21 protein-coding genes and 1 pseudogene are annotated in these 19386 nt (G+C 61.4%); 13 read left to right on the forward strand and 9 right to left on the reverse strand.

Annotated elements, in window-relative coordinates; translation table 11 throughout:
• Positions 1 to 67 precede the first annotated feature (67 nt).
• The 6 genes from V6765_RS11255 to V6765_RS11280 are packed head-to-tail and all read right to left on the reverse strand — an operon-like array spanning position 68 to position 2900.
• Positions 68 to 1147 carry an AAA family ATPase gene (locus tag V6765_RS11255; RefSeq protein ID WP_448428720.1) on the reverse strand — a complete coding sequence of 360 codons (1080 nt, stop codon included), beginning with the start codon at positions 1145 to 1147 and terminating at the stop codon, positions 68 to 70.
• A 46-nt stretch (positions 1148 to 1193) separates the two neighbouring features.
• Positions 1194 to 1544, reverse strand: coding sequence for an IS66 family insertion sequence element accessory protein TnpB (gene tnpB, locus V6765_RS11260; RefSeq protein ID WP_448428722.1), 351 nt, complete (start codon positions 1542 to 1544; stop codon positions 1194 to 1196).
• A complete protein-coding gene (locus V6765_RS11265; RefSeq protein ID WP_448428724.1) occupies positions 1541 to 1933 on the reverse strand; it encodes a transposase in 393 nt (130 codons plus the stop codon). The genes tnpB and V6765_RS11265 overlap by 4 nt, the downstream gene beginning before the upstream one ends.
• Before the next feature lie 57 nt (positions 1934 to 1990).
• Positions 1991 to 2143 carry a hypothetical protein gene (locus V6765_RS11270; protein WP_448428726.1) on the reverse strand — a complete coding sequence of 51 codons (153 nt, stop codon included), beginning with the start codon at positions 2141 to 2143 and terminating at the stop codon, positions 1991 to 1993.
• 38 nt (positions 2144 to 2181) lie between these two features.
• Entirely contained in the window at positions 2182 to 2580 is a 399-nt protein-coding gene (locus V6765_RS11275; protein WP_448428728.1) for an SRPBCC family protein, read from the reverse strand.
• Entirely contained in the window at positions 2577 to 2900 is a 324-nt protein-coding gene (locus V6765_RS11280) for an ArsR/SmtB family transcription factor (RefSeq protein WP_448428730.1), read from the reverse strand. Before V6765_RS11280 ends, V6765_RS11275 begins: the two co-directional genes overlap by 4 nt.
• A gap of 330 nt (positions 2901 to 3230) precedes the next feature.
• Here V6765_RS11280 and V6765_RS11285 point away from each other — a divergent pair.
• From V6765_RS11285 to V6765_RS11295, 3 genes and pseudogenes are all read left to right on the forward strand, one after another.
• Positions 3231 to 3569: pseudogene (locus V6765_RS11285) on the forward strand (transposase); the annotation flags it as partial.
• 260 nt (positions 3570 to 3829) lie between these two features.
• The gene (locus V6765_RS11290; protein ID WP_448428732.1) at positions 3830 to 4249 is read left to right on the forward strand and encodes a PRC-barrel domain-containing protein; all 420 of its coding nucleotides are present in this window, start codon (positions 3830 to 3832) and stop codon (positions 4247 to 4249) included.
• Positions 4250 to 4433: 184 nt separating this feature from the next.
• The gene (locus V6765_RS11295; RefSeq protein ID WP_448428810.1) at positions 4434 to 4892 is read left to right on the forward strand and encodes an MgtC/SapB family protein; all 459 of its coding nucleotides are present in this window, start codon (positions 4434 to 4436) and stop codon (positions 4890 to 4892) included.
• Between the two features lie 107 nt (positions 4893 to 4999).
• Here V6765_RS11295 and V6765_RS11300 read toward each other — a convergent pair whose 3' ends face one another.
• Positions 5000 to 5617 (reverse strand): flavodoxin family protein, encoded by a 618-nt coding sequence (locus tag V6765_RS11300; RefSeq protein ID WP_448428734.1) that lies wholly within the window; start codon positions 5615 to 5617, stop codon positions 5000 to 5002.
• Between the two features lie 402 nt (positions 5618 to 6019).
• Here V6765_RS11300 and V6765_RS11305 point away from each other — a divergent pair, with 402 nt between their 5' ends.
• A complete protein-coding gene (locus tag V6765_RS11305) occupies positions 6020 to 7186 on the forward strand; it encodes a nucleotide sugar dehydrogenase (RefSeq protein ID WP_448428736.1) in 1167 nt (388 codons plus the stop codon).
• A gap of 68 nt (positions 7187 to 7254) precedes the next feature.
• On the opposite strand, the gene V6765_RS11310 is transcribed toward V6765_RS11305, so the two are convergent.
• Positions 7255 to 8292, reverse strand: a complete 1038-nt coding sequence (locus V6765_RS11310; protein ID WP_448428738.1) for a Gfo/Idh/MocA family protein — start codon at positions 8290 to 8292, stop codon at positions 7255 to 7257.
• 204 nt (positions 8293 to 8496) lie between these two features.
• Here V6765_RS11310 and V6765_RS11315 point away from each other — a divergent pair, with 204 nt between their 5' ends.
• From V6765_RS11315 to V6765_RS11350, 8 genes are read left to right on the forward strand one after another with little or no spacing between them, the layout of a single operon-like run.
• Positions 8497 to 9603, forward strand: coding sequence for an NAD-dependent epimerase/dehydratase family protein (locus V6765_RS11315; RefSeq protein WP_448428740.1), 1107 nt, complete (start codon positions 8497 to 8499; stop codon positions 9601 to 9603).
• Positions 9600 to 11621, forward strand: coding sequence for an NAD-dependent epimerase/dehydratase family protein (locus tag V6765_RS11320; RefSeq protein ID WP_448428742.1), 2022 nt, complete (start codon positions 9600 to 9602; stop codon positions 11619 to 11621). The genes V6765_RS11315 and V6765_RS11320 overlap by 4 nt, the downstream gene beginning before the upstream one ends.
• On the forward strand, positions 11618 to 12793 hold the full coding sequence (locus V6765_RS11325) for a glycosyltransferase family 4 protein (protein ID WP_448428744.1): 1176 nt from the start codon (positions 11618 to 11620) through the stop codon (positions 12791 to 12793). The genes V6765_RS11320 and V6765_RS11325 overlap by 4 nt, the downstream gene beginning before the upstream one ends.
• Before the next feature lies 1 nt (position 12794).
• Positions 12795 to 13919: a CgeB family protein gene (locus V6765_RS11330; RefSeq protein WP_448428746.1), complete on the forward strand. Its 1125-nt coding sequence runs from the start codon at positions 12795 to 12797 to the stop codon at positions 13917 to 13919.
• Positions 13916 to 15004: a CgeB family protein gene (locus tag V6765_RS11335; RefSeq protein WP_448428748.1), complete on the forward strand. Its 1089-nt coding sequence runs from the start codon at positions 13916 to 13918 to the stop codon at positions 15002 to 15004. The genes V6765_RS11330 and V6765_RS11335 overlap by 4 nt, the downstream gene beginning before the upstream one ends.
• Positions 15001 to 16128: a CgeB family protein gene (locus V6765_RS11340; RefSeq protein ID WP_448428750.1), complete on the forward strand. Its 1128-nt coding sequence runs from the start codon at positions 15001 to 15003 to the stop codon at positions 16126 to 16128. The genes V6765_RS11335 and V6765_RS11340 overlap by 4 nt, the downstream gene beginning before the upstream one ends.
• Positions 16129 to 16148: 20 nt before the next feature.
• The gene (locus V6765_RS11345; protein ID WP_448428752.1) at positions 16149 to 16898 is read left to right on the forward strand and encodes a TIGR04290 family methyltransferase; all 750 of its coding nucleotides are present in this window, start codon (positions 16149 to 16151) and stop codon (positions 16896 to 16898) included.
• 6 nt (positions 16899 to 16904) lie between these two features.
• Positions 16905 to 17117, forward strand: a complete 213-nt coding sequence (locus V6765_RS11350) for a hypothetical protein (RefSeq protein WP_448428754.1) — start codon at positions 16905 to 16907, stop codon at positions 17115 to 17117.
• Between the two features lie 59 nt (positions 17118 to 17176).
• Here the strand turns inward: V6765_RS11350 and V6765_RS11355 are convergent, their stop codons facing one another.
• Complete coding sequence (locus V6765_RS11355) at positions 17177 to 17395, reverse strand: hypothetical protein (protein WP_448428756.1); 219 nt, start codon at positions 17393 to 17395, stop codon at positions 17177 to 17179.
• A gap of 230 nt (positions 17396 to 17625) precedes the next feature.
• On the opposite strand from V6765_RS11355, the gene V6765_RS11360 reads away from it, so the two are divergent.
• On the forward strand, positions 17626 to 18453 hold the full coding sequence (locus V6765_RS11360) for a manganese catalase family protein (protein ID WP_200337632.1): 828 nt from the start codon (positions 17626 to 17628) through the stop codon (positions 18451 to 18453).
• Positions 18454 to 19386 lie beyond the last annotated feature (933 nt).

A 19386-nucleotide genomic window follows, 5' to 3' on the forward strand; every position in this document is an offset into this window, starting at 1 on the left:
TCGCAACTATCCGCCTTGAATGCCGCTGTCAGCAGCGAACATGCCAGGGAACCGGGGACCGCTCCAGTCAATTCAGCACCGGCTGCTTTTCCAGCACCTCCGCGCGCGCCAGCATGTGGTTGACCGAGCGCAGGTTCAGGGGCTGCCGCCGCGTTTGGTGCCGCTCGATAACCTCGACGATCACATCGACGGACAATTCCGAAAGCCCGCGCTTTCTTCCCTCTCGTCGAGCGAATGCGATCATGTCCGATGGCAGCACGGGTGAAAGGTTCACGATGTTCAGACGGGTCTGCAGCGGTTCCGGAATGCCGGCAAGACTGTTCGATGTCAGGATCCAGCCGATCCACGACATATTGAAACTGAGCTGGTAGAAGGAGCACTCCCACCGCGCCGCCGTTGCCGGTTCCAGCAATGAAAGCAATGCATCAGGCAGGCTGCAGCGAGCCCCGTTTGTCGAGACCGCAACACCGGCCTTCTCGATCTCATCGATAACGATGATCGGATTGGCAATCCTGTGCTGGATCACCGTCTGGATCGGCTTGCCGGGATGCGCCGAACCCCAACCACGCTGGGAACCCGCGACAGCGAAGGAAGCCTGTTCGCCAGCCGCATCGATTGTCCGCAGCGGAACCTGAAGCACTTCACTCACCTTGCGGGCCCAGACTGACTTGCCGATGCCTGGCGGCCCGTTCAGAAGCAGAGGCGGAAGGCGGAAGCCCGCCATGCCCGAGCGAACAGATAGCCGCATGGCCTGCCAGAACAACTCGGTCGCCGGCGCCATCCATGGCATTTCCGCATGAAGTGCTGCAGCAATCTCATCGGCGCGTGCCTCGTTTTCGACCTCGAGCACCTGCACGCCGGCATTCAGTACTTCGATCGCCTTGCGGTCCTCGGGCCGTAGATGCATGATCCCGGAGGCTTTTTCCCGCCCCTTGATGATCCGTACTGCCCAGCGCCTGATCCGTGCCCGGTCGCGACTTGTCACAATGTCTCGTGAGCGATGCCAGTCGTCCTCGTCGGAGACCTCTTCGACAGACTGCTTGTCCTCGCGCAGCTTGCGCAGGTGGTTTTCAAACCGGTATTCGAGATCGGTTTCGCTGTCGCCGACCGGGAACAGCTTTGCCTCGACAAAGGGGATACGCGTCATACTACAATGTCCGGATACAGAAAGGAGAAGGAGAGAGACCGCCTGATCAGGCGATCTTCGGATGGGTGTAATGGGCGGTTGCGACCCGGCCCCAATCGAGGCCCTCAAACAGAGCCTCGAATTGCGCCTTGGTCAGCGTCACCTTGCCACCCTGCATTTTCGGCCAGACGAAACCGCGGCCCTCGATACGCTTGTAGATCAGCACGAGGCCCGTTCCGTCCCACATCAGCACCTTGGTCTTGTCGCTCCCTTTGGAGCGGAAGACGAAGAAGGCGCCGCAAAACGGATCGAGATCGAAACTGCGCATCACATGGGCGGCGAGGCCGTCCATGCCCTTGCGAAAATCGACGGGATCGGTGGCCAGATAGATCTTGAAGGTGCTCGACGGAAAGATCATGAGAACTGCCCCGCGACCCGGATCAGCTTCGCCAGCTCGGCATCAGTGATGTTCAAAGGAAATTCCAGGCAAACGCCGCCGACCAGCAGTCGGCCAGTGGAGCCGCTCTCCCTGCTGGGTTCAACCAGGCGGGAAGTTTCGTGAGCCAGTTTGACTTCGGCAAAAGGCTTGGGCTTTTCACGCCCGTCATGTGTAGCCCGCGCTTCCGCCAGCTTGACCCATTTGCGCACGAGGAAATCTCGCGTGCCGAGTTCATCGGCGATCAATTTGACCGGGCTGCCTTCGTCCCGAACCCGACGTACGGCTTCGCGTTTGATCGACTTCGGCCAGATCTTCCGGCCATCGGTCGAGAGCCCGACCTTGAAGCCCCAGATGTCCACTGACGCCATTCTTCCCTCCTGATTTCAAAGGTGAAGAGAGGCCTATCATTGGGACTTTTGGTTCAGCTAGCCCAAAAAAAAGGGTAGTTTGCTACGCTTACTCTTGATCAGATCCCTGATGCGGGAGAGCGTGTCGCCCCGCCAGTCGCCCAGTTCCTCGATCCTTTCGTCGATCTTCTGCGATGGATTTTGCGCCTGTTGTGCATTGGGCATATTCATGGTCCTTTGCTTCTTGCGGTGCGCATGGCCCGCGCGCCTCAATCGATCTCGGCCAGTACCTGCTCCAGCCTGTCGAAGAAGCGCGGCCAGCCCTGTTTCGCGCCGCCATAATAGTTCGGCTGATCCGTCCGGAAGCCGGTCTGTTCCATGCGCAGGCGCGTTCCCGTGCCGGTTGGCGTGAGGGTCCACCTGACCACAGAGCGCAGATCGCCGGCATCCCAGCTGTATTCCAGAGCCTTGTGTTCCTCGACCGCCCGAACCTCGCAGGCGACCTCGCCCCATTCCGCACTGAATCCGAAGCGATGCCCCACTTCAGGCGTGAAGGCGGTCTTCATAAGCCATTCCCCGATCAGGTGGGATTGGGTGAGGGCGCGCCAGATTTTCTCCGGCGGATGCGGCAGGTCGCGTTCGACGACAACGGTGCGGGTCTCGGTCAATTGTCCATCCTCTTCAGCAGGTCTTCGAGGTCGTCGAAGCGGCGCTCCCAGAAGCGCGCCATACGTTCCGTCCAGTCCGTCAACGGCGCCAGGGCTTCAACTTGCGGGCTGTAATGTGTCTGGCGGCCATCCTGCCGGTCGACGACGAGCCCGGCGCGCTTGAGCACGCCGAGATGTTTGGAGACGGCCGGCTGGGAAATCCCGGCGTGTTCCGTCAGCGCTTTGACCGTCTGATCGCCTTCGCGACACAGGCGCTCGAAGATTGCCCGGCGTGTGGGGTCTGCCAGGGTTTTGAACAGGTCGTCGTGGGGTTGGGTCAACGGCAATTCATGGCTCTCCGGTTATGATTAATCGATAACCAATGAGTTATGAATTTTCAAGCAAAAAAAGTGGGCATCAAATGGAGCCTGATCATCGATCCACGGTGTCAGTCGCGGCGGACGGAATTCCAGGCGCTTTCCACAAGCATTCCAATTGCGGCGGTGTGGTCGGACATATGGCCGCATTTTCTGAGATAGTCGTAGGCCGGCCCCACGATGAGAGCCGAGGCGACGGGCCAGTTCTTCGCACGCACATGCCCCTCGGCTGTCCAATCCCGATACATCGCGGCGGCTGCATCATGCGTTGAGCGATCTGGTCGAGAATGGGTTGCAGTCCTGACCTATCTGTCGCTTAACACGCACCGTGTGGCGATCTCGAACAGTCGCCTCATCTCTTCCGACGAGACCGGCGTCACCTTCCGCTATAAGGACTATCACCACGACGGCGTGGACCGGCGGCAGATCATAACGCTTGCCACGGCTGAGTTCATCCGTCGCTTCCTGATCCATATTCTGCCGAAGGGCTTCCATCGCATTCGCCACTACGGTTTGCTCGCCGGCGGCTCCCGCAAGACCTGTGTCGCACGCGTCCGCGAACTCGTGAACGTTGTTCAGCCGTCTGAGCAGGACGCAACCGACGAGCCCACCGAGATCCGTCCGCCATGTCCCTGAGCCTGACTTATCAGGTTACCCGCGCTCGTGTCGCGAGCGTGAACAGGGGATGAATCCAAGTCCGAAGAACCTGAAATTGCCGGATCAGGCTGTTTAGGCAAACGTGGCAAAGTTCAGCGGCTCTCGGCTAAATCGCCGATCTACTGTGAAAAAACCGGAACAAAAGCCTGGGCTGTGGAATAGGGCGGGCGATGGCAGATGCGACGCCAACTGATCGCACCGTGTCATAATTTTGCAAACTAGCTTGGAGGGAATCCATGAAACGCCTTTTTCTAACCACCGCTGCAGCCGCTCTGATTTCTGCGCCAGTTCTGGCTCAAATGACCGACTATTCCGACCTGATCCGGACCCGCGACATCACTGGCGGCACTATCTACACCATGAATGAGGCTTACGACGAAGGTTCTTGGGCTACTGAAACATACTACACCGAAGCCGGCGCAGGATGGAACGATATCGGTGAAATCGAAGATGTGATCCTCAACCGCGAAGGTAAAATGATCGGAATCGTTGCCGAGGTCGGCGGATTTCTCGATATTGGCGACAAACATGTGATGCTTCCGGTGGAAGACGTGAAGCTCGTCGCCGTTGACGATAAAAGCTACGCCTACGTCACGCGCCTCTCCGAAGAGCAGCTGGAAGAGAGGGAAAGCGTTGACGAAGGATGGTGGGATTGATTTCCAGACTTTCAGTTAGCGCATAGCGCTTGGCCGCCGCTGGTGCTAGCCGGCGGGGCCTTTCTTTTCGTAAGACCTCTCCGCGTTTTACGGGCTGGCCGGCCGAGGGAGGCAACCACGGAATTTCGTTGATAAGGCCGCCACATCAGGGAACCGCAATGACAGAAGCAGAAATCTCATCCGTCTGCTTGCCGCCACCAGTTGCGGTATCGTCATAGGGCTCGATCGGGAGCTTCGAGGAATCTCCGCTGGTATTCGGACCCATGGACTGGTTGGACTGAGCTCCGCCGCCATTACCTTGTCGGCGCTCCTTCTGTACGAAGATTTGCATACCGGAAGCGGCATTGCCGGCCTCGATCCCCTGCGTGTCATTCAAGGCTTGGCGCAGGCAATCGGCTTTATCGCAGCGGGAACAATCTTTTTCTCACGCGGTGAAGTGCATAATCTGACTTCGGCCGCCAATCTCTGGCTCGCTGCAACGCTCGGCATTGCGGCGGGGGCTGGTCAGTACATTTTGTTGTCTACCGCGCTCTTCCTGGGCATCCTATTGGTGACAGCCGTCCGCCTGTTGGAGCGGTTCATCTCACCAAGGGCCGAAACCGGCAGGGACCGAGGCGACGATGATCAAACCCGACAAAATTGAAAGGTGCCAATGATCTGCGGCTGATCGGTGCTCACGCTGGCTATTCCAATAGTTGTCGGGCCGCGCAGTCCCGACATTGGCGGGTGCCTAAATTCGGGAAGATGCTGTTAGGAGCTCGGCTCAGGATAACCGTGATCGACAAGTAACGTCGCCAGATGCACGGAATTGGAGACGGCCATATCGATGGTTGTCTGCACCTTGGCTGGCACCTCTTTCAAGTCGACGAAATTGACGGACTGCATCGCTTCGCCGACCCAATAGGCGACCGCGTTGGCGGGTATCGTGAAACCCACGTCATTCAACGCCTGGTAAACCTCCGCGGAGACATGATGCGCGCCGTCCTCATTGCCGACGACGGCGACAAGGGCGACCTTGCCGAAGGTGCGCATTCGACCGGCGTCGTCTGTTTCGCTCAGGAATGCATCCATGCGCTCCAGAGCTCTTTTGCTCACGCTCGATGGCTGACCCATCCAGATCGGCGTGCCCATCACGAAAATATCGGCGTCGAGGATGCGCTCTCTGATGCCGGGCCACGCGTCGCCGTCGCCCTCGTCGGCGCTCACGCCCGGCTTTATGTCGTGGTCTGCGAGGCGCACCGTTTCCATCTCGACGCCGTGTTTCGAAAATGCTTCTGCGATGACCTCAAGCATGCGATCGGTCGAGGATGGGGCTTTGTTGCTGGACGCTTTCAATGTTGCATTGAGTGCAATTGCTTTGAGCGGCATGTCGATCTCCCGATATCGGTTGTCATTTCCATTGGGCTGGCGGGCCGGCGGCTCGGAGACCGAAGAATCCCGCGCGGCTGGGCGGTTTTCCTCGGTCCTTCGGAAGGCGGAGGCAGCTTCCTGCGCTTCGGATGCCGTCGCGCAGCCCCGCCATCCACTGTTCCTGCGTCTTGGGCTTGTTTTGCATCCAACTGCAGGGGGCTGGGAATGTTCCAGCCGACGCTCTGTCCTGGTGCTTGCTGGTCCTGCGGCGCGGGAACAATTGGGCAGGCGCTGGGTTTGGCAGCATCCGAACCAGGACGAGGAGACGCGGCAATGCTGCGCTTTGTCTGCGTCGGGGCGAGTGATGTTCCTGCAGATGCCGCCATCCTGGCAAGATCACTGAAACAGCTGGAGTGAAACATGAAAATCGCGGTTGCCGGTATCGGCTATGTCGGGCTTTCGAACGCGGTGCTGCTGGCGCAGAACCATGAGGTGGTGGCCATCGATATCGATCCGGGGCGGGTTGATGCGCTGAATGCCGGTAAGAGCCCGATCGGCGATGCCGAGAGCGAGCGCTATCTGGCGGAAAAGCCGCTGCGGCTGAAGGCGACGACCGAAGCGGCGCCTGCTTATCGCGAGGCCGATTTCGTGATTGTCGCGACGCCGACCAATTACGACCCCGAGACCAACCACTTCGACACCTCGTCGGTGACCAAGGTTATAAGTGATGTGCTGGCCTCGGGCAGCGCCGCCACGATCGTCATCAAGTCGACCGTGCCCGTCGGCTTTACCGACCGCACGCGGCTTGCCTTTCAAACCGACCGCATCATCTTCTCGCCGGAATTCCTGCGCGAGGGGCGGGCGCTTCACGACAACCTCAACCCCTCCCGCATCGTCATCGGCGAGCGTTCCGCCCGGGCTGAGATCTTTGTCGGCCTTCTGGTCGAAGGCGCTTTGAAGAAGGATGTTCCGGTGCTCTATACCGGGGCGTCGGAGGCCGAGGCGATCAAGCTGTTCGCCAACACCTATCTCGCCATGCGCGTCGCCTATTTCAACGAGCTCGACAGCTATGCCGTCACCCACGGCATGGATTCGCGGCAGATCATCGAGGGGATCGGCCTCGATCCACGCATCGGCGACCATTACAACAATCCCTCCTTCGGCTATGGCGGCTACTGCCTTCCGAAGGACACGAGGCAGCTTCTGGCCAATTATTCTGAGGTGCCGCAGAACCTTATCCGCGCCATCGTTGACGCCAATACCACCCGCAAGGATTTCATCGCCGAGCGCATCATCGCGCTGAAGCCGAAGTCGGTCGGCATCTACCGGCTGGTGATGAAGGCCGGCTCCGACAATTTCCGCCAATCCTCCGTTCAAGGCATCATGAAGCGGATCAAGGCCAAGGGCATACCGGTTCTCATCTATGAGCCAACGCTGCAGAGCAGCGCCTACTTCAATTCTCCCGTGCTCCGGGATCTGGAAGCGTTCAAAAGCGAAGCCGGCCTGATCCTTGCCAACAGGATGACGGGCGAAATCCGCGATGTGACGGAGAAGGTCTTCACCCGCGATCTTTTCGGCGCTGACTGAGCGGTTCCCGGCCCGCACTTGCTGACGAAAGCCTGGTGCGACCTCCTTTCAAACCAGGCCGCCAAACCTCAAGACCTGGCGTAGATCCTGTCCAGCACGTCAGCGACGGCGAGAGCGTGACGAATGTCCGGATCGAAGCTGCAGCCCTGCGACAAGCGCCGGGCGAAGCAACTGGCCATGCCTCCGGACCAATCGCTGCGCTCTTCACCGACAATCGCACGGTTCGTGCCCTGATGCCGCTCGGTGGCGAAATCGAAGAAGGAGCCATCGATGTTTCGCCACAGAGTCGAGCCCTCGCTGCCATGAAACCGAGCGGAAATCTCGGCATCCTTTCCGGCATGGGCATTCCATGAACAGGACAGCGAGACCCGCGCTTCGCCGGCAAGGTCAATATCGGCGATGGCGAAGTCTTCAACGTCGTCCGAGCCTCTTGCGAGAGCAGCCCCGTTCCGGAACAGCCGGCCCTGAACGGAGCTCACGTCGGGAAAGCCAAGGCACCAGAGCGCGGTGTCGACGAGGTGGACGCCGAGGTCGATGACGCAGCCGCCCCCGGAAAGCGACCTGTCGTAGTACCAGGCTTTGTCCGGGCCGTAAGCATTATGGAAGACAAGGTCGACGGCAAAGACGCGGCCGAGTTCGCCGCCTGCGATCATCCGCCTTATCGCCTCCAGCCCTTCCGTGGCGCGGTAGGAAAAATCCACGCCAAGAAGCCGGTCTTTCCGCTCCGCGGCCGCAATCACCTCGGCGGTCTCGGCCGCTGTCCGTCCGAGCGGCTTCTGAACGAAGGCGGCCTTGCCGGCCTCAAGCACTGCTATAGCCTCGCGCGCATGGCTGGCGCTCGGCGTGGCAATCACCACGGCATCGAGATCGCATGCAAGAAGCTCGTCAAGCGAGCTGCACGCAATGCCCGTCGGCGCAAGCTTATGCGCTTGCTCAAGCGTTTTGTCATTGGCATCGGCCACCGCCGCGATCTCCACCAGCTTCGTGTTCGCGATCGCTTTCAGCCGGTTTTGGCCGATCCAGCCGGTGCCCAGAAAACCGACACGCGGCTTTGTCGCGGCCGGCCTGAAGGCGGTTAAGCTCGTTGTTGACTGGCTGATGTTCATGCCTTCTTCTCCGAGGTTTGCGTTTTTTCTGGTGCCGGGAGCGGCGGCGAAGCGCTCTTCAAACCGCGCGATTTCCCGAATGTTCCAGAAGAAGAACCCAGGCCGTTTCAGCTGTCTGAAATACATCAGGAACAATTACCCGCCTTTGCAGTTGGGAGCCCGATTTCAAACCCAAAAGCATCAAAACATTTCAGCAGGTGAACCATGGCGAAAATTCTTGTTACCGGCGGATCGGGTTTCATCGGCCGGCATCTCTCCCACGAACTCGTCAACCACGGCTATCAGGTCAAGATCTTCGACTCCCTGATCGATCAGGTCCATCAGGGCGGTCCCGTAACTCTTGATGACGCGACCGAACTTGTCCGCGCGGATATCCGCGACCGCGCGGCGCTCGATGAGGCGCTAGAGGATGTTGACGGCGTCATTCACCTCGCTGCCGAAGTGGGGGTCGGCCAATCGATGTATGAGATCGCGCGCTATGTCGGCGCCAATGATCTGGGTACGGCCGTGCTGCTGGAGGCCATGATCGGCCGGAACATCAACAAGCTGGTGGTTGCCTCATCCATGAGCGTCTATGGCGAAGGTCGCTATGAGGATCGCGAGGGCCGACATGTCTCAAGCGCGCGGCGCAAGCCCCGCGACATGGCGGCAGGCGATTGGGAAGTGCGCGCCGAGGACGGCGAAGCGTTGCGGCCGATCGCGACCGACGAGACCAAGCCTGTCGATCTCGCCTCGATCTACGCGCTGACGAAATACGCCCAGGAACGCCAGGCGCTGATCTTCGGCGAGGCCTACGGCGTCGAGACCGTCGCCCTCAGGCTGTTCAACGTGTTCGGCATGGGCCAGGCGCTTTCCAACCCCTATACCGGCGTTCTGGCGAACTTCGCCTCCCGCCTTGCCACCGGAGAAGCGCCGCTGATCTTCGAGGACGGCGAACAGCGGCGCGACTTCGTCCATGTCGGCGATGTGGCCACCGCGTTTCGTCTCGCGCTTGAAACGCCCGGCATTGGCGGCGAAGTGATCAATATCGGCAGCGGCCGCGCCTACCGCGTGGCCGACGTCGCCACACTGCTGGCGGACGCGATGGGGCGGCCCGATATCCGACCGGAAATCCTCGGCAAGGTGCGCAAGGGCGACATCCGCAACTGCTTCGCGGATATTTCCAAGGCGCAATCCCTGCTCGGCTTTTCCCCCGAACGCTTCCTCGAAGACGGGCTTGACGAATTCACGGCCTGGGTCCGCAGCGAGGCGGTTGTCGACAATGCGGCGCAGATGCGGAGCGAGCTTGAATCGCGGGGGCTGGTATCGTGAGCGGGCGTCCCTTTCACCAGAAACCCTACGGATTTGTCGAATGGTTCCGGCCGGGTGAATATGAGTGGGCGGAGGAGACCCTTCCGGGCCTGCTCGACTCGGGCGCAAGCTTCCTGCGCACCCATGTTTCCTGGGCCGAATATCTCGCCCCCGGCGGTGAGGAATGGTTCGACTGGCTGATCCCGAAGCTCGGCCCGGCGATCGACCTTCTGCCCTGCATTCATTATACGCCGCCGTCGATGTCGCGCACCGGCAAGACCTCCGGCCCGCCGCATGACTTGAAGGCTTACGCCGATTTTGTCGATCATGTGCTGACCCGTTACGGCCGCCATTTCGAGCACATCGAACTGTGGAACGAGCCGAACAACCTGCTCGACTGGGACTGGCGGCTCGACACCGACTTCCAGATGTTTTGCGAAATGGTGGGCGGCGCGGCCTACTGGGCGCAGAAACGCGGCTGGAAAACCGTTCTCGGCGGCCCAAGCCCGTTTGACCCATATTGGCTGAACCTGATGGGTGAGCGCGGCGTGCTGGGCGTTGTTGACGCCGTCGGCTTTCACGGTTTTCCCGGCACGTGGGAGAGCGAGGAAAATACCTGGGCCGGCTGGGACCACCATATGGGCGAGATGCGCAACGTCGTCGAGCGCTACAATCAAGACGCGGCGATCTGGATCACCGAGGCCGGCTATTCGACATGGCGCAACGGCGAACTCGAGCAGGTCCGTCACTTCGTCGATACCATGAAATCCAGCGCCGACCGGCTCTACTGGTATGGCTGGCGCGACATCCCGGGAGACGTCGCCGTGCAGGAGGGGCACTGGTTCGATCCGCGGCACTACCATCTTGGCGTCGTCGACCGTTCCAACCGGCCGAAATTGCTGGCGAGGCTGCTGACGGAAGGCGGTCCGCAACGCCTTGCCGAGTTTGCCGACCTTCCAGCGCCCGCCATCAATGAAGGCATCCGCCCCATGGTCATTACCGGAGGCTGCGGTTTCATCGGCGCCAATCTCGCCGACAACCTGCTTTCGGATGGTGAAGATGTGGTGATCCTCGACAATCTGGGCCGGCTGGGGGTGGACCAGAACCTGCACTGGCTGAAGGATCGGCACGGCGACCGCGCTCATCCGTTCCTGGCAGATGTGCGCGACCTTCCGGCGATCGAGAATGCGTTTGCAGATGCGAAGGCCGTGTTTCACTTCGCCGGACAGACGGCGGTGACGACGAGCCTCGTCCATCCGCTCGACGATTTCGAGATCAATGCACGCGGCACCATCAATGTTCTGGAAGCCGTTCGCCGGTCAGGCCGTCGCGCGCCGGTGATCTTTTCCTCGACCAACAAGGTCTATGGCAGCCTTGAGGACATCAGCCTTGTCGAAGAGGAAGAGCGCTACGCCCCGCTGGACGACATCCTGCGCCGGCACGGCGTGGCGGAAACCCGGCCGCTGGATTTCCACACGCCCTATGGCTGCTCGAAAGGCGCGGCGGATCAGTACGTGCTAGACTATGCGCGCAGCCACGGCATTCCGACCGGCGTGCTGCGAATGAGCTGCATCTACGGCGAGCGGCAGTTCGGAACCGAGGATCAGGGCTGGGTCGCGCATTTTCTACTGCAGGCGCTTTCCGGCGAACCGATCACCATCTTCGGTGATGGCAAGCAGGTTCGCGACATACTCGAAATCGGCGACGCGGTCCGCGCCTATCGCCTACTCCTGTCGCGGATCGAGCAGATGCCGGGACGGGTCTTCAACCTTGGCGGCGGTCCGCAGAATGCGGTGAGCCTTCTCCAGTTGCTGCGTGAAATCGGCCGCATCGTCGGTCATCCGGTCGATGTGCGTCATGAGGGCTGGCGCGAGGGCGATCAGCTCTATTTCGTTGCCGACACCCGCAAGCTGACCGAGGAAACCGGCTGGCAGGCGCAGACGGAATGGCGGCGCGGCATCCGCGCGCTCGCCGATTGGCTTCGTGAAAACCGGCTTTCCGGCGGTGACCGTGAACAGCGCCGGAGGGCCACGGGATGAAACAGGATCCGAGAGAGTCCTGTGTCCAGCGCGATGGCGCGGCCCGCCAAGGGGCGAACGTTGCGCAGCACGGGAACGACGGACCGCTGCGGGTGCTGATGACGGTCGACGCGGTCGGCGGTCTCTGGCGCTATGCGATGGCGCTTGGCGAACAGCTGAAGGAAAACAGGGTTGAAATTTGCTTCGCCGGCTTTGGACCCGCGCCTCGGCCCGAGCAGGTTGCCGAGGCTGAAGGCATCGGCCGGTTGCGCTGGTTCGACATGCCGCTGGACTGGATGGTGACCGACGGGCACGAATTGACCGATGTTCCAAAGGCGATCGCCGAGGCCTGTGAGGCGTTCGACGCCGATATCGTTCAGGTCAACCTGCCGACGCAGGCTGCCAGTCTCGAGGTCGATGTGCCCGTCGTGGCGGTCAGCCATTCCTGCCTGCCGACATGGTTCGAGGCGATGCGCGCGGGCGAAGAAAACGACATGCTCGCATGGCACAGGCGCCTCAACCGCACCGGTTTCGACAATGCCGACGCCGTGGTCGCGCCGAGCGGAAGTCATGCCGCCGCGCTGTTTAGGACCTACGGCGAGATTGTTGCCCTGAAGATTGTCCACAATGCGCTCTGCGCCGCGCCGGCCCCGGCGCCGAAGCAGAACTTCGTCTTCGCCGCCGGGCGGTGGTGGGACGAAGCCAAGAATGCGCGGACGCTGGATGAGGCAGCCCGCAGCGTCTGGTGGCCGGTGGTGCTTGCCGGCAGCGCTCGTGGCCCCGATGGCAGCGAAACGGGGATCGAACACGCGATCAATCGTGGCGCGCTGCCCTATGATGAGACCATGGCGCTGATGGCGCAGGCGGCAGTCTTCGCCTCGCCGTCGCTCTACGAGCCTTTCGGGCTCGCGGCGCTCGAAGCGGCGGCTTCAGGCGCGGCGCTGGTGCTTGCCGACATTCCGACCTACCGCGAACTATGGGACGGCGCGGCGGTCTTCGCTGATCCGCACGAGCCGCAGGCCTTCGCTCACGCGATCAACCATCTGGCATGCAATCCGCCTTTACGGCAGCAGATCGCCAGCCGGGCGATGGACCGAAGCCTTCACTTCGCACCGCAATCGCAGGCCGCCGCCATGACGGCGCTCTACCGGGAACTCCTGAACACGGCCGGAGCCGGCCGGACGGTGAGGTAATATGCGCTTTATCTTCTACACCCATTCGCTTGTCTCCGACTGGAACCACGGCAACGCCCACTTCCTGCGCGGCGTCATGCGCGCGCTCATGCGGCGCGGTCATGCGGCGCTGGCGCTTGAGAAAGAGGCGAGCTGGAGCCGCGAAAACCTGCTCGCGGATCAGGGGCCGGCGGCGCTCGCCCGCTTTCTCGATCACTTTCCGCATCATCAAAGTGAGACTTACGACGATGATGCTGACCACGAAGCGCTGATCGGCGGTGCCGATGTCGTTGTGGTTCACGAATGGACCGATCCGGCGCTGGTCGCAAAGCTCGGGAGGTTGCGGCGGCAAGGCGGTCAATTCCTTCTGCTGTTTCACGATACCCATCACCGCGCCGTCTCGGCCGAAACCGAAATCGCCGGCCTCGATCTCGACGGCTATGACGGCGTGCTTGCCTTTGGCGCGACCTTGAAGGAGCGATACCTGAAGGCCGGCTGGGGCAGTCGCGTCTTCGTCTGGCACGAGGCGGCCGACACCGCGCTGTTCCACCCGCTGCCGGACGAAGATCCGTCGCGCGATCTCGTCTGGATCGGCAATTGGGGCGATGGCGAGCGCTCGAACGAGCTCAACGAATATCTGATCGAACCGGCGCGCGCGCTTGGCCTAACCGGAACCGTGCATGGCGTGCGTTACCCGCCTAAAGCGCTGGAGGCGCTGGCAAAGACCCGGCTCGACTATCGCGGCTGGATCGCCAACGCTGATGTGCCGCTCGCGTTCGCGCGTCATCGGGTCACGGTGCATATCCCGCGCCGGCCCTATGTCGAATCCCTTCCGGGAATCCCTACCATTCGCGTGTTCGAGGCGCTGGCGAGCGGCATACCGCTGATCTGCGCGCCGTGGCGCGACGCGGAGGGGTTGTTCCGGCCGGGAACGGATTACCTGCAGGCGGAAAGCGGAGACGAGATGCGCAGCCAGCTCCGCGCCGTCCTCCTCGATCCGGATCTCGCGACATCGCTCGTCAAATCCGGATACGAAACCATCAGGGCGCGCCACACCTGCGAACATCGCGTCGACGAACTTCTCACCATCATCGAGCAGATCGGCGGCAATCAGCCGGCGATCGCGGAAGGAGCAGTTTCCAGATGAAGATCGCATTTTACGGATCAAGCCTGCTGTCGTCCTACTGGAACGGCGCGGCGACCTATTACCGGGGCCTGTTGAAGGCGCTTGCCGGTCTCGGCCACGACATCACCTTCTACGAGCCGGATGTTTTGGACCGGCAGGCGCACCGCGACATCGAACCGCCGGACTGGTGCCATGTCGTCGTCTATCCCGGAACGCTGTCCGGCATGCGCGAGGCCGCGGCAAAGGCAAGCGCGGCCGACGTGGTGATCAAGGCAAGCGGCGTCGGCTTTATGGACGAGGCCCTGCTTGAGGCGCTCCTGCTTTCGGTCCGCAAGGACGCGCTGAAGATATTCTGGGACGTCGACGCGCCAGCGACGCTTGCCGAGCTCGCTGCAGCGCCCGACCATCCGCTCAGAAAATCGCTTCCGGCGCTCGACATGGTCTGCACGTATGGCGGCGGCGATCCGGTTGTGGACGCCTATCGCGGGCTCGGCGCGCGCGCCTGCCTGCCGGTCTATAACGCGCTCGATCCCGACACCCATCATCCCGTTCCGCCAGACCCGCGTTTTGAAGCCGATCTCGGCTTTCTCGGCAACCGGCTGCCCGATCGCGAGGCGCGCGTGGAAGACTTTCTGCTGGAACCGGCGGAAAGCCTTCCCGACAGGAAATTCATCCTCGGCGGCTCCGGTTGGGAATCGAAGGCGATGCCTTCCAATGTGCGGGCCATCGGCCACGTGCCGACAGGCGATCACAACACTTTCAATGTCACGCCCATGGCGGTGCTTAACATCGCCCGCGCCAGCATGGCAGAGACCGGGTTCTCGCCGGCGACGCGGGTGTTCGAGGCCGCCGGCGCGGGCGCCTGCCTGATCACCGATGACTGGAAAGGGATCGAGATGTTCCTGGAACCGGAAAAGGAAATACTGGTGGCGCGCGACGGCCGCGACGTTGCCGAACTGCTGGCCGGCCTTGACCACGACCGGTCCCGCGCGATCGGCAGGGCGGCGATGCAGCGGGTGCTGCGAGACCACACCTATGCCGACCGCGCCGAAATCGTCGATCGCGCCTTTCGCGATCACTTCAAGGCAAAGGAAAACGCCGCATGACCAGCCCCGCAACCGATACGCCCATGACCATCGTGGTCATCGGCATGACGCTCTCTTCATCGTGGGGTAACGGCCATGCCACAACCTACCGCTCGCTGCTGCGCGGCGCCCGTGCGCTCGGCCACCGGACCCTGTTCCTGGAATGCGAGCGCCCGTGGTTTTCGGCCAACCGGGATATGCCCCATCCCGATTTCTGCGAGCTCGACTATTTCGACACGCCCCAGGACCTCGTTGAACGTCACGGCCACGCGATCCGGCGGGCCGATGCGGTCATCATCGGCTCCTACGTGCCACACGGGGCGGAAGTGATCGCGGCGGTCGCCGCCCTGCAACCAGAACGGCTGTGCTTCTACGACATCGACACGCCGGTGACCCTGCGGCGCCTTCAGGAGGACAATGAGGAGTACATCAGCCGCGACCAGGTGCCGCTGTTCGACATCTATTTCTCCTTCTCGGGCGGGGCCAATCTGGAGCGTCTGGAAACCGATTACCGCGCGCAGCGCGCCGAAGCGCTCTACTGCTCGGTCGATCCCGATCTCTACCGACCGACGGGCGCGCCACGACAATGGGATCTCGGCTATCTCGGCACCTATAGCGATGACCGCCAACCGGTGCTTGAACGCCTGCTGATCGAACCGGCGCGAAGACTGCCGGAGAAGAAATTCGTTGTCGCCGGTGCACAATATCCCGCATCGATCGACTGGCCGGATAATGTGGAGCGGATCGAACACGTGCCGCCGGCCGAGCACGCCGATTTCTACAGCCGCCAGCGTTTCACCCTCAACGTCACCCGCCAGGATATGGTCCGCGCCGGCTGGTCGCCGAGCGTGCGGCTGTTCGAAGCCGCCGCCTGCGGCACGCCCGTGATCAGCGATATCTGGCCCGGCCTGGAGGAACTGCTGCCGGACGGCGAAGCGATCCTTCTCGCGCCCGATGGCGATGCCGTTGTCGCGGCGCTCACCGAAACCGACGATGCGCAACTCGCTGCGATCGCGGAAGGGGCGCGTCGGCGCGTCATGGCGGCCCATACCGGCCGCGCCCGGGCGGAGGAACTGATCGTGGCGCTCGCCAGCCTGAAGGGACGGCGCGCCGAGGCGTCGGCGACCGCATCCTCAGCGGTCTGATCATGACAAGGAGGAACATGATGACGACAATCGATCGCAACAAGACTGAAGCCGATATTGCGGCGCTCGGGCCATGGTTCCACAATCTGCGGATCAACGGCATAGATACGGCGCCCGATCATTTCCTCGGCGACTTTCCGTCGATGAAGTGGGCCGGCTTCAGCCACGTGCTTCCCGACGATCTGGAGGGCCGCAGCGTCCTCGATATAGGCTGCAATGCCGGCTTTTACGCGCTTGAGATGAAGCGTCGTAATGCAGGGCGCGTGCTCGGCATCGATTCCGACGAACGCTATCTGGCGCAGGCCCGCTATGCCGCCGAACAATACGGCGTCGACATCGAATACCGCCAGATGTCGGTCTACGATCTGCGCCAGCTTGAGGAAACCTTCGATCTGGTGCTGTTCATGGGCGTGTTCTACCATCTGCGTCACCCGCTATTGGCGCTCGATCTGCTCCATGAAACGGTGGTGGGCGACAAGATGCTGTTCCAGTCGCTGCAGCGCGGCAGTCAGCAAACGGCGGAGCTTGCGGAAAACTATTCTTTCGACGAACAGACGCTGTTCGATCGGCCGGAATTTCCGAAACTCCACTTCGTCGAACAACGCTACTCCGACGACCCGACCAACTGGTTCATACCCAACAAGGCGGCCGTGGAAGCCATGCTCAGAAGCGCTGGCTTCGCGATCCTTGAGAACCCGGAGCCGGAGGTGTTCCTCGTTGAGCGCGCCGAGCGCTACTTTGCGGCCGAGCCGGCGCCGCGCTTCGATTGAGCTAGCATGAGCCGGCTCAAACCGCTGCTTGCGGCAGGCGGCTACGGTTCGCCTTCGCGTGACATCAAAAAGGAGAAGAACATGAGACGTTGGATAATCGCGGGCGCAGCAGTCATTATCGTCGTGATCATCGCTGCCTTTGCCATTGGCAGAGTGAGCAGCGGCACTGGTGATCAGCCGGAAAACGCCCCACCGCACGCCATGGACCCAAGCAACTGATCGCAAAGGCACAGCGCCGGGCGGGTCGCCCGACGCTGCGGCATTTCCTTCCATGACGCCTAATCGCTGTCGCGGCGGTTGGCGCTATGGTCCTTGTATTCCTCATTCTGGACATTCTTGCTGTCGAGCCCGCGTTCCTCGGGGTGGCGCGCCTTGTCGCGATTGGAAAGCACCTTGTCTTTCGGCAGAACCTCGTCCTCGAGGTTCGTCATGGCGCCTTCACCGCTGCTCTTTCCGTGAGAACCCGGTCCGAAGTGTTTCTTGTCGGCATTTGCCATCGGTTTCTCCTTTCGATTCAGGTTTGGCCGGCGATGGGACCGGCCGTTGTGCCTAACCGGATCGGGGCTCCGATGTTCCGGCAAATCCAACATCGTGATCCCTTGTCATCCGTTCGGCGTTGCCGCTCAAAAACGATCTCATAAACAGAAGTTCGTCCGCGCCCTCCGCTGGGAACATTTCCGAGCCTGTTTGCTTAGGGGACCTCCACCACCACAAAGAGGAAGAACTTATGTTCCATCACTCCGCCAAGCTTCAGTACAAGGTGACCGTCGACAAACCCGATCCTCTGTTTGCCAAGCATCTCCAGCAGGCGATCGGCGGCATCGAGGGCGAGATCCGCGTTGCCATGCAGTACTTCTTCCAGGCAATGGGCGCGCGCGGCGACAGCAAATACCGCGACCTGCTGATGATGACGGCGACAGAGGAATTGTCGCATATCGAGTTCCTGGGCCATGCCGTGGCGCTCAACCTTGAGGGCGCGCCGCTCTCCGAACAGGAAAAGGCGGCGGAAGATCCGATCGTCAATGCCATTCTCGGCGGCATGAACCCGCGCCACATTCTCTCATCGGGCCTTTCCGCGATGCCAGTCAATTCGAACGGCGTGCCATTCGACATGAGCCATGTCTATGCCACCGGCAATATCGCGACCGATATGCTCGCCAACGTCACCGCGGAATCGGGCGGCCGCGTGCTGGCGAGCCGGCTCTACAACATGACGGATGATGCCGGCATGAAGGACATGCTCTCCTTCCTGATTGCCCGCGACACGATGCACCAGCAGCAGTGGCTTGCCGTCATTGAAGAGCTCGGCGGCATGGAGAAACAGCTTCCGATCCCGAACACCACGCCCGAGGATCACGAGGCTCTGGAGCACTCCTACTACTTCCTCAACACCTCGCTGGACGAGCCGACGCCCGAGGGCCGCTGGACCGAAGGCAAATCGCTCGACGGCCGTTCCGAATTCACCGTTGTGGAAAAGCCCGATCCACTCGGCCAGAAACCCGATCTCGGCAAGGCCCGGCCTGGCACGGGCGCGCAGAAGGCGCAGGTCGGATAAGGTTTACGACTGCCTGATCGCGGTGAAGGCCGGAACAGAACGCGCCGGGAGGTGCTTCACTTCCATAAGCCTTCACCGCGATTGATGGCTAAGACGCTGTAAGGGGTCCGGCGTGGCACAGATTTTCAGCGCTTCAGCGGATGCGAAGCTTCGGCTTTTCGCCAGAGCGGTCGCGCTGTTATGTTCCACCACGTTAGCAGCGCTGACTGGGTGCGCGAATAGCCCGCGCCCTCTGGTCATCAGCACCAACCACTACATACCACAAGACGAAATCTCCTGGTTTGTCAGCGACGGTCATTTCCAGGTGAAAGCGAGGCGCCGATCGAGCGCGCTGAAAACCATGGTTTCGGCAGCAGCCTCATCAAGGGCGAGATCTCGTATCGCCTCGGGGGCACGTTCGAAACCGAGTACGCGGCTTCCGGGCTGATCGCGACGATCGGCATCCCTTCGACAAGCTGAATGCCCTTGAGGAATAACGCCTTCAGGCCGATTTTACCTTTGGGGTATCTTTCGGCGGATCATGGGCGTATGGTCTTCCAAGGTTGTAACATCTATCCATGCCGGACAAGCACTTGCGAAACCCGCGAGCAAGCATCCAAGGGAACAGCAACCGTTCCCGCGCGTGCTGTTCAGGAAGCCGGCCACTCCATCGGGACACCTGCTTTTAAGGAAAGTTCAGTCGCGAATGCGTTTGTTTCGCCGGCCGTTTTCGGCCGGTGAGCCCTGCGTCGTGCCTACTGACACATTCACCGAATTGGAGACCTCAGATGCAATACCAGCCGGAAATGCCGGACCACGATATCCGAGACCTCGATGACAATGCCCTGCAGGGAAACCTGGGCAGGCTGCGCGGGTCGAAAATCCTGATCGTGGAAGATGAATACCTGATCGCCCAGAACCTTTCCCGCACCTTCGAAAAGGTCGGTGCCAAAG

The sequence above is a fragment of the Martelella sp. FOR1707 genome (genome assembly GCF_053484265.1).